The organism is Anaerovibrio sp., assembly GCF_024697385.1.
In the GTDB taxonomy this organism is placed as follows: domain Bacteria; phylum Bacillota; class Negativicutes; order Selenomonadales; family Selenomonadaceae; genus Anaerovibrio.
Window position 1 is genome coordinate 1 of the sequence record NZ_JAILFV010000115.1, and the last position, 19,325, is coordinate 19,325.

At 44.4% G+C, this 19,325-nt stretch carries 18 protein-coding genes and 1 riboswitch; all 18 genes read right to left on the reverse strand.

The window, feature by feature from the left end; genetic code table 11:
• Positions 1-564 (reverse strand): TonB-dependent receptor plug domain-containing protein (locus K6C05_RS06120; protein ID WP_296732540.1); only part of this gene is annotated, 564 nt, incomplete at its 3' end.
• 17 nt (positions 565-581) lie between these two features.
• Positions 582-1,529, reverse strand: a complete 948-nt coding sequence (locus tag K6C05_RS06125) for an ABC transporter substrate-binding protein (protein ID WP_296732636.1) — start codon at positions 1,527-1,529, stop codon at positions 582-584.
• Between the two features lie 166 nt (positions 1,530-1,695).
• Positions 1,696-1,887, reverse strand: a riboswitch (cobalamin riboswitch).
• A gap of 101 nt (positions 1,888-1,988) precedes the next feature.
• Entirely contained in the window at positions 1,989-3,581 is a 1,593-nt protein-coding gene (gene hutW, locus K6C05_RS06130) for a heme anaerobic degradation radical SAM methyltransferase ChuW/HutW (protein WP_296732542.1), read from the reverse strand.
• Positions 3,582-3,718: 137 nt separating this feature from the next.
• On the reverse strand, positions 3,719-4,549 hold the full coding sequence (locus K6C05_RS06135; RefSeq protein WP_296732544.1) for an energy transducer TonB: 831 nt from the start codon (positions 4,547-4,549) through the stop codon (positions 3,719-3,721).
• A 5-nt stretch (positions 4,550-4,554) separates the two neighbouring features.
• Positions 4,555-4,965, reverse strand: coding sequence for a biopolymer transporter ExbD (locus tag K6C05_RS06140; RefSeq protein ID WP_296732546.1), 411 nt, complete (start codon positions 4,963-4,965; stop codon positions 4,555-4,557).
• A complete protein-coding gene (locus K6C05_RS06145) occupies positions 4,949-5,557 on the reverse strand; it encodes a MotA/TolQ/ExbB proton channel family protein (protein ID WP_296732548.1) in 609 nt (202 codons plus the stop codon). Before K6C05_RS06145 ends, K6C05_RS06140 begins: the two co-directional genes overlap by 17 nt.
• A gap of 59 nt (positions 5,558-5,616) precedes the next feature.
• Positions 5,617-7,713 (reverse strand): TonB-dependent receptor, encoded by a 2,097-nt coding sequence (locus K6C05_RS06150; protein ID WP_296732550.1) that lies wholly within the window; start codon positions 7,711-7,713, stop codon positions 5,617-5,619.
• A gap of 226 nt (positions 7,714-7,939) precedes the next feature.
• Positions 7,940-8,491, reverse strand: a complete 552-nt coding sequence (locus tag K6C05_RS06155) for a nitroreductase family protein (protein ID WP_296732551.1) — start codon at positions 8,489-8,491, stop codon at positions 7,940-7,942.
• A gap of 23 nt (positions 8,492-8,514) precedes the next feature.
• Positions 8,515-9,012, reverse strand: a complete 498-nt coding sequence (gene queF, locus K6C05_RS06160; protein WP_296732554.1) for a preQ(1) synthase — start codon at positions 9,010-9,012, stop codon at positions 8,515-8,517.
• An 8-nt stretch (positions 9,013-9,020) separates the two neighbouring features.
• The gene (locus tag K6C05_RS06165) at positions 9,021-10,667 is read right to left on the reverse strand and encodes a GGDEF and EAL domain-containing protein (protein ID WP_296732556.1); all 1,647 of its coding nucleotides are present in this window, start codon (positions 10,665-10,667) and stop codon (positions 9,021-9,023) included.
• A gap of 371 nt (positions 10,668-11,038) precedes the next feature.
• Positions 11,039-12,973 carry a TRAP transporter permease gene (locus K6C05_RS06170; protein ID WP_296732558.1) on the reverse strand — a complete coding sequence of 645 codons (1,935 nt, stop codon included), beginning with the start codon at positions 12,971-12,973 and terminating at the stop codon, positions 11,039-11,041.
• Between the two features lie 2 nt (positions 12,974-12,975).
• Entirely contained in the window at positions 12,976-13,470 is a 495-nt protein-coding gene (locus K6C05_RS06175) for a DUF1850 domain-containing protein (RefSeq protein WP_296732560.1), read from the reverse strand.
• Positions 13,471-13,573: 103 nt separating this feature from the next.
• Positions 13,574-14,524 (reverse strand): TAXI family TRAP transporter solute-binding subunit, encoded by a 951-nt coding sequence (locus K6C05_RS06180; protein WP_296732562.1) that lies wholly within the window; start codon positions 14,522-14,524, stop codon positions 13,574-13,576.
• A 324-nt stretch (positions 14,525-14,848) separates the two neighbouring features.
• Complete coding sequence (locus K6C05_RS06185; protein WP_296732563.1) at positions 14,849-15,592, reverse strand: tRNA threonylcarbamoyladenosine dehydratase; 744 nt, start codon at positions 15,590-15,592, stop codon at positions 14,849-14,851.
• Positions 15,585-16,784 carry a cell division protein FtsZ gene (locus tag K6C05_RS06190; protein ID WP_296732565.1) on the reverse strand — a complete coding sequence of 400 codons (1,200 nt, stop codon included), beginning with the start codon at positions 16,782-16,784 and terminating at the stop codon, positions 15,585-15,587. Before K6C05_RS06190 ends, K6C05_RS06185 begins: the two co-directional genes overlap by 8 nt.
• Positions 16,785-17,009: 225 nt before the next feature.
• Positions 17,010-17,906, reverse strand: coding sequence for a DMT family transporter (locus K6C05_RS06195; RefSeq protein WP_296732567.1), 897 nt, complete (start codon positions 17,904-17,906; stop codon positions 17,010-17,012).
• Between the two features lie 143 nt (positions 17,907-18,049).
• On the reverse strand, positions 18,050-18,874 hold the full coding sequence (locus K6C05_RS06200; protein ID WP_296732569.1) for an HAD-IIA family hydrolase: 825 nt from the start codon (positions 18,872-18,874) through the stop codon (positions 18,050-18,052).
• A gap of 41 nt (positions 18,875-18,915) precedes the next feature.
• Positions 18,916-19,302, reverse strand: coding sequence for a dihydroxyacetone kinase phosphoryl donor subunit DhaM (gene dhaM, locus K6C05_RS06205; RefSeq protein ID WP_296732575.1), 387 nt, complete (start codon positions 19,300-19,302; stop codon positions 18,916-18,918).
• Between the last annotated feature and the right edge of the window lie 23 nt (positions 19,303-19,325).

A 19,325-nucleotide genomic window follows, 5' to 3' on the forward strand; every position in this document is an offset into this window, starting at 1 on the left:
GGTCAGTTCATAATTGTGACTGCCATAGGAACCAGTGTTAATATCCAAAGTAGTTTCATGCTTGCTGCCCTTTTTGGTGATGATATTAACCACACCACCAATGGCATCACTACCATAAAGAGCTGAGCCGGCACCCTTTACAACTTCAATGCGCTCAATATTCTTTACAGAAGGAACTATCCCCAGGCTGGCACCGGCCCGGGTCATGGAACCCTGGTCATTGTTCAGGCGCTGACCATCAACAAGCACTACTACACGAGTATCACCGTTGATGACAACCTCTTGATCACCATTGGCATCACCATTGGTTACTACTATACCATTAACCTGTTGCAAAGCCTCTGCCACATCACTGTAATGGTTGGCCTCAATCTGCTCAGCTGTAATTACAGTTACATCTGCAGGAGTGCTCATACGGGGAGATGGCATACGCTCCGCCGTTACTACCACCTCTACCAGATCATCATCCTGGACTGCAGTCTCTGCCTGGCAAACTGCTGAAGCTGAAAATAATGCTCCCATTGCCAAAGTTGCCAATACCTTGTTTTTCAAATTCCTTTGCATTTTAACTACTCCTCCATTTAATTATCAACTGCTGTAAGATGCTCCTGAGGGCCCTGCCTGAAACTGTCACCATAAACACGATAGGCTATTTCCTGCACCCCAAAAACAAAATCCTGTGAGCAATTATATATATATCCTTCATCCGGCTCAATCAACATGCCATTTTTAATGGCATTGAGACTTTGCAGGGATGGATCATCAACATATTCAGCACGAACACTGCCAATATCAAGATTGCCATGATTATTATAGGAAGGCAAAAACATAATGTCCGGATTGATTTCCACCAGCTTTTCCTTGGTCATGACCTCGCCGCTTTTCAACCCCACTGCGGCCTGACCATTAATAACCCCGGCCAGCTTACAGGCTTCATCAAAGGTACACCCTGCCCCGCCATAATTTTTCATCAGGGAAATCAGTACTACGCTGCGGCGCTGTGAAGCAGGTATTTGTTCTACCTTGGCTGTGATTTCAGCAAGCTTTGCATCCATCATTTTCAGCAGCTTATCACCACGCTCAGCTTCTCCTGCTGCCTGGGCCAGCAATGTGATGGTTTCCTTGATATCCTGGAGATTGCGTGGTCCCTTGCACACTACCACAGGTATCCCCAAATCACGAAGTACGGCTACCCTGGACAAATCCCCCCAGTCAGGAATAATCACCAGATCTGGTTGAAAGGCTGCTATCTCCTCGGCAGATGGATATCCTATTTTATTAGGCACTTTTTTCCCAAGCTCCACAACATTTGAGGTGGTCGGATCATCCAGCAGGTCATTCACTGCCACCATACGGTCTGTTTCAACCAGTCCCAGCATGATTTGATCAGTCCCCAGGGACATGGTCAGAATACGCTTGGGCTTGGCAGGAATTGTTACCTCAGTCCCCTGGGCATCAATCACTGTATAAGACCCCGGTGCTGCTTTTTTCCCTGCATCACGGGTACACCCACTGACACAGGCAAACATCAACAGCAATACCGTAATAAAGGTAAATCTAACAATTTTATACACGCTATTCCCTCCTATGGCCATAATAAAAGGCCATCCATGAAAGGATGGCCGGTTTCATCACTTCAGCATATCAACACAATACTGCTTGATTGTGAATCCCCTCCCCATCCCTCGTAGGTCAAACGGTGATTGTCAATCAGGCAGTTCTCCTGGCTCTGGATCATTGCTTATCTGTGCCTTCCCAGGTCTCCCCAGTGACATTTGGTGCTTCTGCACCAATACAAATTTGCTCCCCAATACAGTGGCGTGACCGCTCCGGCCTTAAACCGGCTTTTCTATTAAGTCTTACGACACCTGATCCTTATTTTTTTAATCTGTTTCTCATGATATCATCATACAAATTTAATGTCAATAATAGCAAGAAAATACTTCTGTACCCTTTGGCACAGAAGTATTTTTACATAAAAATGAAATTTATTCAAGGGATGATAACATCTTGTCCCGCATTGCTGCAGGCATGGATGCCAACATTGTCTTCAAGGTATCCTTACTGGATTTTCTCAGCATCATCCTGACGGCTACCGGCATTTTTTTCAATATATTTTCACGACTTTCAGCTGTGCTTTCCGGCATCATTTCAGCCAGTACCTCATCCAGGGCATCATTGGTTTTACCATTGATTTCCTCTACCGGCATATCGGCTTCATCCTCATCCCAAAGTACCTGGGCACATTCCACAAGACTCTGGCTGAGGCTGACATACCAAAATTCTCCTGCCTTGGTCAGACGATATACTCCAAGATCCGCCTGCATCAATCCACGGCTGCACCACAGGGACAACACCCTTTCCAGCTCTGTCATGCGATGATCCATAACCATCAGGCCCCTGTAATCAACAAAGCCTTTTTCCAGATCACTTATAATCTTATCACCAATCATTCCCAGCTTTGTTGCAGCCGAATGCCCGGCCATCATGATAGGCTTCAGGCCTTTTTCCTGCACAGCGTTATAATCAGCCAGACTGCGGTGATTCATCCAGACCACGCCACCGAAATGGCCTCCTGCACCACAGCCAAAGGCATAAACATCAGCCCCGGCTTTGGCCATGGTATTATATAGGCTGCGCTCCCGTTTTGAGCGCCGCCAATGGCAAAGACTCAACCTTTCAACACCCTGGTCCAGCAAATAGTCCCTGGAAGCAACATACATATCTGCCTGCCCGGCAATATCCGCACATGGTGGAACCGTACCATTTTCTACTGCCTTTGCCAAAGCCCCTCCTGGGAAGATATTCAGCTGATACAGATCCATGCCGTCTACATCGGCCTCGGCAAGAGTTTTCACATCTTCAAGCCACATCTCCCTGGTCTGTCCCGGCAGGCCGAAAATCAAATCAACAATAACGGTGACATCATAGGATTTCAACAGGGCCAACCTTTTCAGCACCTCTTCCCTGGTGTCAATACGGCCTATGCGTTGACGCAGCTTTGTATTAAAGGATTGAACTCCCAGGGAAATCCGATTGACACCATTGGCCAACCAGACATCAATTTTTTCAGGAACCAAATCGTGAATGCGCCCCTCCAGGGTAAATTCGCACCCGGCAGACAGGGTAAAGGATTCCTTTATGGTCCCTAAAAGCTTCCCCGCATTTTCCGGTGATAGGGATGTAGGCGTTCCGCCACCAAGAAATACACAATCAATGACAGTATCCTTTATCTGGCGGCTGGAAGTCTCCGCCTTGATTTCAGCAATCAACGCCTCGACATATTTATCTTCCACTTCCTGTTTGCTGGCATTTTGATAAAATCCACAATACAGACATTTGGTCTGACAAAAAGGAATGTGAATATATACCACATGCTGCCTCATCTGGTCAGCAGCTTTTTTCAATGCCAGTTCATAGCTCTCCTGTTGTTTTTCTCCCGCTATCGAGTCTCCCATAAGACCGGCATGAACCACCCTTTTATTGGTAAAGGCTCCATGCAATGCGTCACTTGTATCGTTCCCCAGCAATACATCTCGCTTTTCGGGAGATAATCCATTCAAATATTTTTCTAAGTTCATGGGCTCAATCTCCTGTTACTAATATTTCCGCATAAACAATATGTATTTTGTTACATACATATTCAATAATCTGTATGCATTTCCTTCATTGACATTTAAAACTTTCACCTCTGTATGGAGGTAATATCATTCAATGCCTATGGCTGAAAAATAACATGTTTTTCAAAAGGAACCCGGATATTTACCCCCTGATAATAAATAGGTGCAAACCGCATTCCATATAAGGCTTCGCTGGCAGCTTCGCTGAATCCCAGATTTGGTGGATCAGACAGGATTGTTACACTTTCCACATTACCATCCAACCCTACCATGATTCTGGCCACTACCTCCACCACATCGCCATAGCCAATGCTGCGGGCCTCATCAGGATATTCGACATCCACATCCCTAAGAATCTGATAGCTTATCCCGGCTGCACTTGATGCTGTATAGGTACCATCACCATTAGGTGAAAATCCTGCCCCCAGTCCTGTTGATGTACCAGTGCCGGAACCACCGGAGCCATTTCCGTTCCCGGAGGCTGCTCCGCTGCCACTGCCAGTTCCGGAACCACTACCACTGCCTGTGGTTCCGCCACCACTGCTGCTGCCACCTTCCATGGCATCCAATGCTGCTACAGCTTCTTCAAGAGCGGCTTCAGCTGCAGCATCAGATATTTCCTGCTGTGGTTTTGCCTCGGCTGTATCCGCATTTCGTCCACGAAGCGTCTGCAGTTTTTCCACCGCAGCCACTGAAGCAGTCTTAATGGCAGGACCAACACTTTCCTGCTTGGAGCCACCACCGGCTGCTCCTGAGCCTCCGGCCATTTGCTGAGCGGTACTTTCTGCTACAAAGCTTACCTCTATGGCCGGTTTATCCTCTTTTTCGCCGTGCATCCATTGTATCCCAGCCAATGCCAACACGACAAAAATCAGGATGTGTACTCCCAGTGCCATTCCAAAATACTTATTCCATCTTTTTTTCTTCATAACTATCATCCCTGGGTATCGGTAGCAATATAAACCTTATTGATGCCAAGGTTTTTAATCATATCCATTACCTGAACCACCTTGCCATAATCTGCCTGAGCATCTCCCCGGAGAATAACGGATAAATTGCCTGCCTTTTTCTTCTCCCACAAACGGGCCTCCAAATCGGCCAGTGTGATTTTTTCTTTTTCATAGTATACGCCACCATCAGCAGTGACAGTGATTGGGATATTTTCTTCCATGCTGACCTTTGAAGTTGCCGCATGAGGAAGGTTAAGGGGCATACTCTTCTGTACCACCATGGTCAGCATACTCATCATAAAAAATACCAACAGAAAGAATATTATGTCGATCATCGGTATAATCATAATCTGAGGTTTTTCCTCACGGGAAGTTAAATCAATGCGCATCATCATTGCCTCCCGCTGCCAAATACATTGTTGATGCGTATTCTACATCAGCGATAATGGAATTTGCCCTGTGGGAAAGCCATGCATAAAGACACAACGCCATGATGGCTACCAGCAATCCGGTAGCTGTTGCTATCAGAGCTTCACTGACACCACCGGTAATGGCAAATGGCTCTCCATCAGATACATTCAATACGGAAAAGGACTGTATCATACCTGTTACTGTTCCCAGCAGTCCCATTAATGGTGCACAGGTAACTATGACACTGAGATATTCCAAATACTTGCGAAGCTCCAGGGTTTTGCGTTTGGCCACAGCCAAAACTATCTCTTCCCTGCCACCGCAGCATTTTTCTTCCTCCATGGCAGTAAGGATGACCTCTCCGGGAGCACCTGCCTCCTTGCACAATGACACTACCTGGTCCCTGTCCCCCTGCTGCATGCACTGATTTACTTTACATGCAAACTCATCATCCTTAAGCCCCTGCTTGCGGTAATATGCTGACCGCTCAAAGGCTATTGTCAATGCCACCAGGGATGCCAGCAGTATTGGATACATTACCAGTCCACCCTTTTGAAATAATGCTACAAATTCCATAATATCTCTCCTTGTATATTGATTAATAAATTTTTTGCCCTGACATAATACAAATGGGCTTAGAAGCTGTATCTGAATCCACCAAAGAAGGTACGGGTATTTCCAGGTACCAATGTGGAATAGCCGCCACTGCCACTGGAATATTCATAATAGGTTCTGTCAAGCACATTAGTGACTCCGGCATACCATTCAAGGTCCTTGTTCTGCTTGAATTTAAAGCTGATGTCCAGCAGGCCATAGGAAGGAACCATGCCATCTTCCTCCCTGTCCTTATCCTCTATAAAGAGGTTGTACTTGCCAAAGAAGGTAAATTTCAGATTGGCACTCCACTTCTTATCAAACTTATAATCAGCTATAATGGCTGCCTTATGGGTAGGTACTGCCTTTAAGCCACTGTTGGTAAAGTCGTATTCATCCTCACCGTGCGCTGCCATAAAGGCACTGCCTTCGGCGGTATAACCCCGCTTTCCACGCAGGTAGGTATACCCTTCTGACAGGCTGAGCTTGCCCAATCTCTGCTGGAAGGACAGCTCAATACCACGGCGTCTGGTGTTATACATATTGTAGGTCTTGTATTCCCAACCGTAGGTGTTTTTGAAGTATGGCCGCACCAGCTCATTTTTGGTTTCTGTGGAGAATAATGTCAGATTTACAGTGGATATACCCCATTTATCTGATAATCCCAGCTCCCACATGTCATAGGTTTCTTCCTGGGCACTGGTTGCCGCATATACCTTTTTGCTGGCGTCTGAATATACCTCATCGCAAATCTGAAGTCCATCAGGGGAAGTAAAGCCCCTTTCGTATCTGAGGAAAACCTTGCCCAGCTTGCTGTAGTTATAGCTTACAGAGAGTTCCCCGGCCGTATTCCAACGGTTGGAGGAATCTGTCCCTCCAATAGGCCTGGTCTTGGTTCCGCCATCCTTATCAAAAGACCAGATCAGCTTCTCCCGGCGAATTCCCTGGGTAAAGGTGAAGCGACCCCGCTTCATCTTGTTTAGTAGGTAAATAGCCTCAGTTGTTTTTTCATAATTGAAATCCATCTTCTTGCTGGTTTTGGTAGTCTGATAGTTCAGGTGCGATTCCTGTCTAAAGAGATCCAGCCCTACCAAAAGGGAATTATCCTTCTGATATTCGTAATCAAAGCGCATCCTGGTACCAAAGGAGGAGGTATTCATCTTTCCATCTATGAATTTGGTATTCATGTAATACCCATCAGTATAGAAAAAATCCCCACTGTATTTTAACTTGCTGCCAATATTCTGGTTATAGGTCAGATTATATGTATTGAGCAGCCGGTCACCATTCAGGTAATCACTGGCTTTGGCCGGTGTATAATTTCTGCCGTAGGCCTCGATTTTGTATCGCTGTACATTCATCAGGAATTTACTTGTTTCATCCAGATGACTGTATCTGAAGGTTACTGAATGATCCTTGTCGGCATCATAGCGAATGGCTCCATAGGCATAAATGCTGTTACGGAAGGTATTGACGAAATACAAATCCCGCATTAATCTGGAATACCCTGCCTGAACGGATAATTTATCGCCGATTTTGCTGCCATAATTAAAGGTTGTCCTCCAACCATCGGAATTCCACTCCCCGGTAATACTGCTTTTCGGCTTGTTCATGCTGCGAAGGTTTGTGGTAATATTGATAATTCCTCCGGCAGCTCCGCTTCCATAGATGACTGAACCGCCTCCCGGAATAATCTCAATTTTTTCAATCTGCTCCACCGGGACATAATCGTAATTGTTTGGCAAAGGATGATTTACCATGGTAGTAACCGGGGCGCCATCAATCAATACCTGGATATTTCTGGTGGCCTGTTCACTTCCCTGGCCTCTTATATCAATCTGCCCCCACCCAGTGCTGCCCACATTGATACTTGGCTGGTCCTTCAATACATCAGAAATGGTTTTATATCCCTTTTCTTCCATATCTTTTTTAGTTATGACAATTATCTTCTTTGTATCCCTTAATTTTTCTACCTCAACATAATCCGGGCGTACATAGCTATCCTTAAGGCGAATGCTCTGCTGCGAAGTTGTTGCATCAGCAGCTTCTGCATGAAGTAAATCACCACATAACAACAGATTACTGCCTGTCATAATCCCCAAAACCACCAAACCGGCTATTTTCCTTTTCTTTCGCATTCTCCAATCATCCTTCCAAAAAGTGAATTCAATTCATAAATAATAATGATTATCATTTACGACTTGTTTATAGTAGCATTAATGATAATCATTGTCAACAATGAAAAAAAAATAAGTCTCACTTCAAGTGAGACTCATTCAACAAGAAATCGCTTTTCACAGGAGGAATCATATAAAAATGCAAAAAAGATATCCCGGCATATAGCCGAAATATCTTTTCATAACATCAACGAATTATTTTTGCAACGTTCCCCATATAGGTAACCTTGACGCCATCATCATCTATAGGATAGCCAAAGCCACCAACACAAAGAGGTGTATATTCATCCGGAATCTGCAACAATTCAGCAATAGCAGTGGCATTATCCTCCATCAGGGATGCCCTGGTTCCCAGCCAGCAGGATTTAACTCCATAGCTGTCTGCCGCCAGCATCATACTGCCAAAAAGTGTATTTGCCGCATCTTCAGTATATTTTATGTCCCCACTGCCGGATATCACCAACAATGTGGAAATATTATCCAGAATCTTAATGACACTTCTGTTGGCCAAAAAATCATCTGTGCCATTTTTTATGGCAAAGAATTCACTGATTTCTGCAAAGCTTTTCATAATGACCTTGTTCTGTATTGCTGTAAAATACCATGCCCCGTTGCTGGCTACATTTGACAGCTGTTTCCCTTCCTCGAGAATAGCCATTAAATCCTCCTCACGGAGCAAGTTTGCCGAAAAACTATATACACTGCGCTTTAACAATATATTACGCATTAAACTGTTCATACTACCATCACCTTTCTCCGCAATCAACGGTTGTCAACCTTATCCATAAATGCCAAATCATGTTGCTCAAATCTGTGCCAGGCCAGTTTTTCAAATACAGTGCCTGGTCGACCATAATTGGCATATGGATCGATTGATATGCCGCCACGAGGAAGGAATTTTCCCCAAACCTCAATATACTTGGGGTCCATCAATTTAATCAAATCCTTCATAATAATGTTCACTACATCTTCATGGAAATCTCCATGATTTCTAAAACTGAAAAGATACAGCTTCAAAGACTTGCTTTCCACCATCTTTTTGTCTGGGATATAGGATATATATACTGTGGCAAAATCCGGTTGTCCTGTTATGGGACATAAACTGGTAAACTCCGGACAATTAAACTTGACCCAATAATCATTATCAGGATGTTTATTATCAAAGGTCTCCAACACTGCAGGATCATAATCAAAACCATATTTTGTATCATGATTACCAAGCAATGTTACAGCCGGCATATCATTTTTATCTCTACTCATAAACCCCTCTATTCACGGTCCTCCATAAAGTATTTTGACTCAAAATCCTCTGGAGATTCCGGACGGCCAAATAAATACCCCTGAATAGTATCTGCATGACAGATATCCCTCAGTAATTTGTATTCATCCTCGGTCTCAACACCCTCTATACAGCATTTGATATTCACACTGTGACACAAATCCACCGTAATCCCTACCAGCTGGCGGTCAAAATGATTATCCTCCTCGGTGATATGGGTAACGAACAGCCTGTCAATCTTCACAATATCACAGGACAAATTTTTAAGGTACGCCAATGAGGAATAACCGGTACCAAAATCATCCATGGCTATCCGAATACCACAGCTTCTTAACTTATCAAACTGCTGATTTATATTGCTCCAGTCAGAAACAATTGTTGTTTCTGTAAGCTCCAGAACTATAAGCTCCGGATTAAGATCATACTTTTTAAGACACTCTACAACAAAATCCTTGAAGTAGGCTTCCTTGATCTGCTCGTAGGAAAGATTGATACTGATGGTCATACCCGGATTAAACTTCTGCCATTCCTTGCACTGTCTGACTGCAGTTTCAAAAATCCAACGGCCTACAGGAATAATCATCTTGGTGTCTTCCAAAATACGGATGAATTCCATAGGTGAAACCATCCGACCTTTTGGATTACGCCAACGCAAAAGGGCTTCCGCACCAATAATCTTATTATTCTGTGCAGACACCTGTGGCTGATAAAACAGGGAAAATCCCTCAAAATCACTCTCAATACTAAGGCGCAAATCATCCCGCATGCTCAATGACCGTTTCCAACGATTATAGCTTTCCTTGGAAAAAATAACATTCTTATTTTTCCCATCCCGTTTTGCCAAATCCAATGCAGCCTCTGCATGCTTGTGCAGGACAAGATAATCCTTGCCTGCCTGGGGATAAAGCACTGTTCCTGAAGAAATCGTACAGAAAATATGCTTTCCTTCAATACTGTGGGGCCGGGAAAATGCTTTCTGAACATTTTCAAAAACATCAATGGCACCCTCCTGGCTGAGTCCAGGGCAAACCACAGCAAACTCATCGCCATCCATTTTATAAAGCATCAGCCCTTCCGGCAACACATCAGAAATATGCCTTGCCGCCAGCTTTAACACTTCATCTCCATAATGGCGATTATATGTCTCATTGACAATTTTAAAATTATCAATTCCGAAAACCATCAATGCCCCGCCGACTCCGTCCACGCGATATCGGTTCAAGGCTACCTTGACAGCATTTTCAAATTGGTATTTGTTCAGTAATCCTGTTAGCTCATCTGCATGATTGCGCTGCCCCAGTTTCTTAACTGTCCCTGCAAAAAGGAACGGCTTCTCAGTACGATTATCAAAGGCAAACTGCCCACGACAACGGACCCAGATATAATCTCCCTTACGGGTTCTGAGACGATACTCGTAATCATGACCAATATTTAACTTTCTGGATTCAGGCATCTGAATTGATTCAACAAAGCCATCCAAATCATCAGGGTGTACCAGCTTCGTCCAATATTTGTTCATATCATAGAAGCATTCACTGGGCACTTCAAAATCATTGACCATATTGGCAGAAACAATAACCAAATTTTCCTGAAGATCAGTTGCAAAGTAATAATCATCGGATGTACGCTGTATCATTTTGAAAAACAGCAATATCCTTCTCAGAATTGAGCCTGGCGGAATATTAGCCCTATTATTCATGTGCATCACCATTTTTCGATGTATTTTTACACCTTTCCTACCTACAATAATATACAAATTATGGTTTTTATTCAATATAATTTTAGAAAAAATCAGCCTGCCACAGTCCGTCCTAATCCCTGGGATATCACTGAAAACAACCTGCTCAGTCCCGGCTTTGCAAAATGAAACCCCCCGGCTGAAAAACAGCCGGGGGCTTAAATAACAAAAACAAATCGTAGCCAAGGGTACATCCATACTAAGGCAGCCGATGTCAATATCACCCATAGTGTTATCAGGCAGCGGAAAGCCTCAGGCCATAAACAGCCTCACACTGCTGAAGCCCTTGCCTTACGGCGTTTTTTCTGTATTAACAATATCACTATTAATATAATGACTCCAGGTATATCTGTAACGATGCCCGGGATAATCATCATTATTCCACCGACAAACATAATGATGCGCTCCAATGGATTGCAATGATCAGCAAGATATCCAATCATTGAGGCGCTCACTCCTACCATTCCCAGAATTGCCGTTACCGTGGAAAGAACCAGTCCGAATGCCGTTGCATCTATCATTAACAGCATTGGGGACAATACAAATATGTACGGTATGATAAATGCAGCTATGGCAAGCTTCGAGGCATTTACCCCTGTCATCAGCGGTTTTCCTCCGCTGATTCCCGAGGCTGCATAGGCGGCCAGGGCTACCGGTGGAGTTACATCAGCAATTATTCCAAAATAGAATACAAACATATGGGCTGCCAATACAGGGACTCCCATCTGAATCAGTGCCGGTGCCGCAATAGTTGAAGTGATAACATAGTTTGCCGTTGTCGGAACACCCATGCCCAAAATCAAAGATGTGATCATGGTAAAGAACATGGTCGGGAGCATCATGCCACCGGACAGTGCCAACAACCCGGAAGCCAGCTTCAGTCCAATACCGGTTTTAGTGACAACACCGATAATAATACCGGCAGACGCACAGGCAATAACAACCCCCAGCACATTACGGGCACCATTCTCCAGTCCCCTGACAATTTCCACCGGCTTCATGCGGGTAGATTTCCTGAGGGAGGATGCAACAATGGAAAGTAATATGGCTACCAAAGCTGCACGCATAGGAGTATATCCTGTTACCAGCAGATATACGATAACCACCAATGGAATCGCCAAATGCCCCCGTTCCTTAAAAATAATCCAGGCCTTTGGCAGCTGATCTCTTGGAACCCCCTGAAGGTTGTTGCGTTTAGCTTCCAAATGAACTCCCAGCCATAATCCGGTAAAGTACAGAATAGCCGGTATCACAGCGGCAGCTACTATATCAATATATGGCAATCCTACAAACTCAGCCATCAGGAATGCCGCCGCCCCCATAACAGGTGGCATCAGCTGCCCACCTGTGGAAGAAGCCGCCTCAACTGCTCCGGCAAATTCCTTACGGTAGCCTAGTTTCTTCATCATCGGAATGGTGAAGCTGCCTGTACCGGCAACATTGGCCACAGAGCTTCCTGACACCGTACCCATAAGAGCACTGGAAAGCACTGCCACCTTCGCAGGGCCGCCACTGGCCCAGCCTGCAATAGCATTGGCTATATCAATAAAGAACTTGCCCAGCCCGGTGGATTCCAGATAGGCACCAAACAATATAAACAAAAATATGAAGGTGGATGACACCCCCAATGGTATTCCAAAAATACCCTCAGTGGTGAAGTACAGGTGCCCCACCAGCTGTTCTACAGACAACCCCCTATGAGCCAGTACTCCAGGCATATACGGTCCGGCAAAGGCATAGGTCAGAAAAACCAATACCACCAAAACCATCGGGATACCAACTACACGGCGGGTGGCCTCTACTACCAGCAGTAAACCAATTACGCCGATTATCATATCAGTGGAATTTACCATACCGGCACGCATTGCCAACTCCCTGTACATAATGCATATGTAGGCAGGAGCAGCGGCACCCAGTATGGCCAACAGCACATCCAGGGGATGAACCTTGGTCCGTGACCAGCTCTTTCTGGTAGGATAAAGCAAATATGACAATGCCAGGGCAAAGCCCAAATGAACTGCTCTTTGAAGGTGCGCATCCAATACGCCAAAAATAGCAGTATATAACTGAAACACCGAAAATGTGATTGCTATCGCTGATACAATCTTGGCCATAAGACCTGTATATAGCATGGTATCCGACTCTTTATCGTACTTTTTCAGCACTTCGGCAGCCAGTTCTTTTTCATCTTTTTCTTCTGCCATAACTATATAATTCCCCCCTTACCTAAAAAGGATTTATATCTAGGTTCTATAATAATATCTATTTTCTGCCCGGCCTCAAACATTTCATACAGCCTGAAGGTCTGTTCATCAATACGGACAGTCAGCTCCGTTCCTACCCCGGTCCGCAGGTTCAATTCCTTAAAATGGCGATTCATGTCATCCATCACAAAGGCATTTCCCTCCTGGCGAAATGCGCCATCTGATTCCATAAACGGAAGCCCTACGCCAAAGGAATGATATCTGGTAGAATGCAACACAAAACCATCAAGCTCATCATCAGGAGTAAGAAATTCCTCCACCAATGTTTTTTGCACTGAATGTATAAAACTAATGGCCAGCTCAGTGTCCGATGTAACCTCCATAACCGCGACCTGTTGTTTTTCATTACCATATATACTGAGCACCGGCCTCGTAAGGAACCAGCCTAGCCACAACAGGGCAGCTGCCAACACACTGGCAATAATCTTATTTTTCATAATTTAAAAAAGGGGAGCTGCGGCAGACGGGAGAAAACGACTCCCTTTTCCACCATTATCCATTAATGGCGTCTGTAACAGCTCCCGTAGCTTTCATATTCTTTTATTCTTTAAAGAATTTTTCTGCACCAGCATTTACAGGAATTGGCATACCCTTTGTTGCACCTTCCTTGGAAATGGCCTTTGCTGCAGCATGAGCTGCCTGGATACGATCAAGATGAGTAAATAAAGCCTTAGTTATCTCATAACCAAGGGCATCATCAATCTTGTCAGTGCATACCAGCATGGCCATAACGGAGATTGCCTCAACGGAATCAGTCATACCGTAAGTACCTGCAGGAATAGTAACCTTGGTATAGAATGGATATTTTGCAATCAAGGCATCAGCTTTTGCTGCTTCAACAGGAAGAAGCCTTACCTTGTTCTGGGAAGCAATATCCTGTACTGCAGCAGTAGGATAACCGGCAGTAAGGAAGGCAGCATCCACAAGATCATCCTTCAAGGCATTGGCAGCTTCGCTAAAGGAAAGGAACTGCTCGTCGATATCATCATAGGTAATACCATAAGCAGCCAAAATCTGACGGGCATTTGCTTCAGCACCACTACCCATGGCACCAACTGCTACTCTTTTGCCCTTCAGATCTGCAATGGATTTAATACCCTTACCATCCAATGTAACAATCTGACAGGTCTCAGGATAAAGTGTTGCAATACCTCTGATATTGTCAACCTTCTTGCCTTCGAACATTTCTACGCCATTAGCTGCATAGTAGGTTATATCATTCTGAACGATAGCCAGATCCACCTGACCCTCTTTTAACATGTTGATATTTGCTACAGTTGCACCAGTACTCTGGGCACTGGCATTCATGCCCTTAATTTCATTATTCAGGATTTCAGACATTGCACCACCGATTGGGTAATATGTACCGGCTGTGCCACCGGTAGCAATGTTCAGGAATTTTTTACCACTGTCACCACCGCATCCTGCTACAAGTGCGATCATGGTCACCAACATGATACTGAACAGAGAAAGTTTGCCAAACATTTTCATTTCACATTCCTCCTTATACCGCAGATGTTAACTTCTCTCCAGGAAATAGCTTCCCATGAGCAATCCCTAAAAGGGCTCGGCCCTGTACTCCATAAGGCTATAGATATGACTATATGGAGAGTTCATCCTTCCTGAACAAACAATAGCAGGAAAAATTTTCCCTTCAGTTATATATTTATACCCTTAGAGCACTATTAACTTTTTTATATATAACATATAATATTGTAGCATAATATTATAATGTTGTCATAGTAAAAACAGCCTTTTTTTGAAATATAATGTATACATAGCGCGGACATTTACCGAAATAATTCCCATGAATACCTATTCCATCCCATCACTGCAAAGATCCTTTATGACCTCCCCTGCAGCAATCAGGCCGGCAACTGATGGCACAAAAGATACACTTCCCGGAACAGACCTCCTGGTTATGGTCCCTGATTCCGATTGTGCAAAATCAGGAGCCGGTAACGGCCTGATGGGTTCTTCTGTAGAATACACTACCTTCAACCCCTTTACCCCCAATTGTCTTAACTTATGACGCATGACTCTCGCCAGGGGACACACACTGGTTTTATAAATATCAGTCACCTGAAATCCCGCAGGATTGAGTTTATTGCCTGCCCCCATACTGCTGATTATGGGAATGCCACGCCTCTCTGCCTGTACTGCCAAATCAATCTTTGCAGCGACAGTATCTACTGCATCCACAATATAATCAATGGAGCCGTCAAAGAATTCCCCACTATTCTCCGGTAAATAAAACTCTGCCCTGGTCTCCACCTCTGCGTCGGGATTAATGGCCTTGATCCGTTCTGCCATAACCTCTGTTTTTAAACGGCCTACAGTATCACACAATGCGTGCAGCTGACGGTTAATATTGCTAATACTTATCACATCATCATCCACAAGGAGAAAATGACCAATACCACATCTGGCCAGGGCTTCAACTGTATAAGAGCCTACCCCGCCAATACCAAAAACCGCTACCCGACTGTTATGTAATCTAGAGAGAGCTGCTTTTCCAATAAGCAGCTCTGTCCGTGAAAAAATATTCTCTTTATTCATCTTTATCTTCCGCAGCAGCTTTGTCTGCAACAGTCTCAGCCACCACAGGCTTCTTTGGCTGCATGAAGCCCATGAGCTCCGGTCCCTTGTCTGCAACATTGCCGGCATCCTCAGAAGCAGCCTCTGAAGATTGCTCTTTTTTATTTGTATACAAAGGTGGAATTGGATTTTTCAGTTCCTTGTTTCCAAATTGGATTGGCTTGATTTTGCTGTTCTTTTCCGCAACAACAGCAGGATCAAAATTAGTTGCAATAACAGTTGCCTTCACACGGCTCCCCATACTGTCATCAACCACCAAGCCTATGATGTTCTCCACCTCAGGGTGAGTATTGTCATAAAGGAACTCATTGGCCTCCTTGACATCATACAATGGCAGTTTAGAACTGCTGGTAAGGTTGACTATCAAGGCCCGGGCCCCTTTTACTGATGTCTCTATAAGAGGACTGCTTATAGCCGCCTGAACTGCGGACAAAGCATTGGTGCCGGTACCCATACCCATGATGACATCACAGTCCTCGCCACTTTTAAAAATAGTGGTGACATCGGCAAAATCAACATTGATAATACCGGTATTCTGAATCATTTCCACAATACTGCTGATGGACTGACGCAAAACATCATCCACCATACCAAAGGACTCCCCAACGGATTTTTGACGGAATTCAGGAAGCCGCTGTATATTGTCATTTTTGACCTCGACCAGGGCATCCATGTGTTCCCGAAGAAGCTTTACACCGTCGCGGGCAATCTCCATTCGGCGGCAGCCCTCATGGGAAAACGGCATCGTTACTACACCTACGGTAAGGATCCCCATATCATGAGCTATTTTTGCCACCACCGGAGCAACTCCGGTACCTACACCCTTACCCATGCCTGCTGTAATAAAAACGAGGTTCGCACCATTAATGGCATCAGCTATTCTTTCAGCATCAGCTATGGCAGCCCTCTGACCTTTTTCCGGATCACCGCCGGTACCACGGCCTTTCGTCATGGCACTGCCAATCAAAAGTGCCGGAATCCCAACTGCATCCACTTCCCTTAATTGATGAATATCCGTGTTGACAGCCACCAACTGATTCTTATCCAGACCACTATCAGCCAGGCGCATCAAAACATGATTACCGCCGCCACCAATACCAACAATTTTTATGGTAACAACAGCCTCTGTTATTGCCGAACTCGCCTCCATCATTTAACAATCCTCCTTGTAGCTTCCCCCGAAAATATTGTACTGCAGGTATCAAGACAATCCCTGCCAAATCATTCTCTAATGACTATGCATTGCAACTATTACTGCATTTGCATAAAATACGACTTATCGAAATGGATAATCATCCCATCTGAAAATAAGTCCTATACGGGCATCCTTCATGATGCCCAGTGCACTCATCCAAGACAGAAGTCCAGGCACGGTTCACTATCCTACGGTCCCGGAAGAATGCCAATTGTGCTTTAATATTATACGCCCCTGGGTAACAAGCATCCCCAAAAGCATTAATATACATCCAAATATTTCTATACTCATCATTTGCTCATTAATTATGAGCCAGCCACCTAATGCCCCGAATACTGATTCAAGACTCATTATGATAGCTGCATGGGCAGGCTCCGCATATTTTTGCCCTACAATCTGCAGTGTAAATGCTATGCCGGACGACATAACACCTGCGAAGACAATAGGAAACCAGGCATCCAAGATATCCTGAAAAACAACATTTTCTGTTGCAAAGGCAAATATTCCATTAAGTGCAGTACAAACAATAAGCTGCGCAGTGGAAATTTCCATATTGTCCTTTTGGGCTGCAAACCGACCGATATACATGATATGAATTGACCACAATATGGAACAGACAAAGGCCAGCACATCACCGTAGTTAAGGGAGAAATCCCCCTTTACTGAAAGGCAGTACAAGCCTGCCAATGCCAATATTGCACCCAACCAATTTTCTGTTCGGACAATCCTGCCAATAATAATCGATAAAATCGGAACAAAAATAATATATAAACAGGTTATAAATGCCGTCTTGCCTGCCGTGGTGTACTGCATGGCACACTGCTGAAAGGCTGACGCCGTAAACATGATAACACCTGCACCCATACCGGCTTTCCAGCCTGGTGAATACCTGCTGCTTGTCCTGTCCTGTCGCCGGTGAAAAAAATACCATACAGGAAGAATGGCCGCCACACCTACTGCAAAACGGGAAAACCCATAAGTAAAGGGGCCTATATTATCCATTCCCACCAACTGGGCCACAAAAGTAATGCCCCAGATAAAGGATGCCAATAACAGGCATAAACTGCCTTTTAATCCCAAAATATACTCCCCCTAACTACTTAATTATAGCATATTTGTAAACAAAAAAAAATTGCATTACCCATGTAATGCAATTTTTTTTGCCCGTTTTCCCTTAAGCAAAGATGATGAATATTGCCTGAATATATTTTCACTCCATAAAATCAGTTCACACCATCAATAACCTTCAAGGCATCCAGTATCTCACCTACATTTTCGGCAATAACGGTAGGCTTCACATCAGATTCTTCAACAGTCTGAAGAGTTGATTCTCCTGAAAGCACCAAAATCCCACAGATTCCGGCATTAACGCCAGTTTTTACATCTGTATAAACCCGGTCTCCAACCATGGCAAACTGCTTTTTCTCAAATTCATTGTTGAACTTTTTGAAGGCACTCTCGATAATTTCCTTGTTTGGTTTGCCAATTACCTTCGGGGATACACCAGTGGAAGCCTTCATCAATTCGATCATTGACCCGGTATCCGGGATATAAGTATTTTCCATAGGACAGTTGAAATCAGGATGTGTTGCAATAAATGGCACACCCTGTCTCAGGAATTCACAGCCTACTACCAATTTATGATATGTAAGGGTCTTATCAAAGCCTAAAACCACATACTCAGGATTTTCTTCTGTCAATTCAAAGCCCCAGCTCTTAAACTCTGATTCCAGCTCAGGGGTCCCCATGAGGTAAACCCTGCTGGCCCCAATTGATTTTAAATAAATGCAGGTTGCTTCTCCTGATGTCAGGATTTCATCAGGTTCAGCCTGCACACCCAATTTCTTGAGCTTTTCCACATAGCTTCCCTTATCCTTGGAGGAGTTATTCGTTAAAAAGATAAACCGCCTGCCGGAGGATCTGAGATAATCCAAGAAATCCTTGGCTCTTGGCAGTAATTTATCCCCCAAATAAATAGTTCCATCCATATCCAGGAGAAAAACCCTGATATCCTTTAACTTTGCAACCTTTTCTTCAAAGCTGTCCATAAAACACTTATACCTCCTATATTAAGATGACTATACTCATCTCATTTTTCAATTTTTTTAGTGTCCCTTGCTTCATCGACCTTTTCCTGCAGCTCCTCCAAAGGAGTTCCCAGAGAGGCTTCCAAAGCCACAACAACGCCGCCTTCCACAACCGGTCCGTCAAGCATCAGGATCTTACGGCCTTCCATTGACTCTATAACCATCTCGGTCGTCATGACAGCACTACCCATATCCATTAAAACGGCTACCCCGTCATCTGAATATACTTCATCTATCGCATTAGAAATCTTTTCAAAACTGGTGCCCAATCCACCATCATCCAGGCCACCTGCTGCCACAATATGCGCATCAGAAGCCATGAGCTTTGCCAGCTCCACAACACCTTCAGCCAAAGTCTGGCTGTGGGATACAATCACTACGCCAACCATTTCACAATCTCCCCATACCTAAA

Excerpts from the sequence above, each read along its gene's own strand:
- K6C05_RS06165 (WP_296732556.1), bottom strand. The coding sequence starts at position 10,667 with ATGATACAGCGTACATCCGATGATTATTACTTTGCAACTGATCTTCAG.
- K6C05_RS06185 (WP_296732563.1), bottom strand. The coding sequence starts at position 15,592 with ATGAATAAAGAGAATATTTTTTCACGGACAGAGCTGCTTATTGGAAAA.
- K6C05_RS06135 (WP_296732544.1), bottom strand. The coding sequence starts at position 4,549 with ATGAAGAAAAAAAGATGGAATAAGTATTTTGGAATGGCACTGGGAGTA.
- K6C05_RS06140 (WP_296732546.1), bottom strand. The coding sequence starts at position 4,965 with ATGATGATGCGCATTGATTTAACTTCCCGTGAGGAAAAACCTCAGATT.
- K6C05_RS06175 (WP_296732560.1), bottom strand. The coding sequence starts at position 13,470 with ATGAAAAATAAGATTATTGCCAGTGTGTTGGCAGCTGCCCTGTTGTGG.
- K6C05_RS06125 (WP_296732636.1), bottom strand. The coding sequence starts at position 1,529 with ATGTTTGCCTGTGTCAGTGGGTGTACCCGTGATGCAGGGAAAAAAGCA.
- dhaM (WP_296732575.1), bottom strand. The coding sequence starts at position 19,302 with ATGGTTGGCGTAGTGATTGTATCCCACAGCCAGACTTTGGCTGAAGGT.
- K6C05_RS06150 (WP_296732550.1), bottom strand. The coding sequence starts at position 7,713 with ATGCGAAAGAAAAGGAAAATAGCCGGTTTGGTGGTTTTGGGGATTATG.
- K6C05_RS06170 (WP_296732558.1), bottom strand. The coding sequence starts at position 12,973 with ATGGCAGAAGAAAAAGATGAAAAAGAACTGGCTGCCGAAGTGCTGAAA.
- K6C05_RS06190 (WP_296732565.1), bottom strand. The coding sequence starts at position 16,784 with ATGATGGAGGCGAGTTCGGCAATAACAGAGGCTGTTGTTACCATAAAA.
- hutW (WP_296732542.1), bottom strand. The coding sequence starts at position 3,581 with ATGAACTTAGAAAAATATTTGAATGGATTATCTCCCGAAAAGCGAGAT.
- K6C05_RS06155 (WP_296732551.1), bottom strand. The coding sequence starts at position 8,491 with ATGAACAGTTTAATGCGTAATATATTGTTAAAGCGCAGTGTATATAGT.
- K6C05_RS06145 (WP_296732548.1), bottom strand. The coding sequence starts at position 5,557 with ATGGAATTTGTAGCATTATTTCAAAAGGGTGGACTGGTAATGTATCCA.
- K6C05_RS06200 (WP_296732569.1), bottom strand. The coding sequence starts at position 18,874 with ATGGACAGCTTTGAAGAAAAGGTTGCAAAGTTAAAGGATATCAGGGTT.
- queF (WP_296732554.1), bottom strand. The coding sequence starts at position 9,012 with ATGAGTAGAGATAAAAATGATATGCCGGCTGTAACATTGCTTGGTAAT.
- K6C05_RS06180 (WP_296732562.1), bottom strand. The coding sequence starts at position 14,524 with ATGAAAATGTTTGGCAAACTTTCTCTGTTCAGTATCATGTTGGTGACC.